Genomic DNA, 1,659 nt, shown 5'->3' with positions numbered 1-1,659 from the left:
GTGCAGGTTTCCGAAATTATCCTTAGAAAGGAGGTGATCCAGCCGCAGGTTCTCCTACGGCTACCTTGTTACGACTTCACCCCAATCATCTGTCCCACCTTAGACGGCTGGCTCCAAAAGGTTACCCCACCGGCTTTGGGTGTTACAAACTCTCATGGTGTGACGGGCGGTGTGTACAAGGCCCGGGAACGTATTCACCGCGGCATGCTGATCCGCGATTACTAGCGATTCCGACTTCATGTAGGCGAGTTGCAGCCTACAATCCGAACTGAGAACGGCTTTAAGAGATTTGCTAAACCTCGCGGTCTTGCGACTCGTTGTACCGTCCATTGTAGCACGTGTGTAGCCCAGGTCATAAGGGGCATGATGATTTGACGTCATCCCCACCTTCCTCCGGTTTGTCACCGGCAGTCTTGCTAGAGTGCCCAACTTAATGCTGGCAACTAACAATAAGGGTTGCGCTCGTTGCGGGACTTAACCCAACATCTCACGACACGAGCTGACGACAACCATGCACCACCTGTCATTTTGTCCCCGAAGGGAAAGTCCTATCTCTAGGATTGTCAAAAGATGTCAAGACCTGGTAAGGTTCTTCGCGTTGCTTCGAATTAAACCACATGCTCCACCGCTTGTGCGGGCCCCCGTCAATTCCTTTGAGTTTCAACCTTGCGGTCGTACTCCCCAGGCGGAATGCTTATTGCGTTAGCTGCAGCACTGAAGGGCGGAAACCCTCCAACACTTAGCATTCATCGTTTACGGCGTGGACTACCAGGGTATCTAATCCTGTTTGCTACCCACGCTTTCGAACCTCAGCGTCAGTTACAGACCAGAGAGCCGCTTTCGCCACTGGTGTTCTTCCATATATCTACGCATTTCACCGCTACACATGGAGTTCCACTCTCCTCTTCTGCACTCAAGTCTCCCAGTTTCCAATGCACTACTCCGGTTAAGCCGAAGGCTTTCACATCAGACTTAAAAGACCGCCTGCGTTCCCTTTACGCCCAATAAATCCGGATAACGCTTGCCACCTACGTATTACCGCGGCTGCTGGCACGTAGTTAGCCGTGGCTTTCTGGTTAGATACCGTCGAAACGTGAACAGTTACTCTCACGCACTTTCTTCTCTAACAACAGGGTTTTACGATCCGAAGACCTTCTTCACCCACGCGGCGTTGCTCCATCAGGCTTTCGCCCATTGTGGAAGATTCCCTACTGCTGCCTCCCGTAGGAGTTTGGGCCGTGTCTCAGTCCCAATGTGGCCGATCAACCTCTCAGTTCGGCTACGCATCATTGCCTTGGTAAGCCTTTACCCCACCAACTAGCTAATGCGCCGCGGGCCCATCCAAAAGCGGTAGCATAGCCACCTTTTACATAGTTACCATGCGGTAACTATGGTTATGCGGTATTAGCACCTGTTTCCAAGTGTTATCCCCCTCTTTTGGGCAGGTTGCCCACGTGTTACTCACCCGTTCGCCACTCAACTCTTTATCGGTGAGTGCAAGCACTCGGTGATAAAGAAGTTTCGTTCGACTTGCATGTATTAGGCACGCCGCCAGCGTTCATCCTGAGCCAGGATCAAACTCTCAATTTAAAGTTTGTGACTCTTTATTTTTACTAGCGAATTGACTTCGCAAAATGTTTATTGCTCTTATCACTTAGA

1 rRNA gene is annotated in these 1,659 nt (G+C 50.9%); it reads right to left on the bottom strand.

Going from position 1 to position 1,659, the window contains the following annotated elements:
* Positions 1–26: 26 nt before the first annotated feature.
* Positions 27–1,590: ribosomal RNA gene (locus tag LMU01S_RS09935) — 16S ribosomal RNA — on the bottom strand.
* Between the last annotated feature and the right edge of the window lie 69 nt (positions 1,591–1,659).

It is taken from the genome of Ligilactobacillus murinus DSM 20452 = NBRC 14221 (genome assembly GCF_001591685.1).
Classification (GTDB): Bacteria; Bacillota; Bacilli; order Lactobacillales; family Lactobacillaceae; genus Ligilactobacillus; species Ligilactobacillus murinus.
The sequence above is the reverse complement of the archived record's forward strand: the minus strand, read 5'-3'. Positions and strand labels throughout refer to the sequence as shown.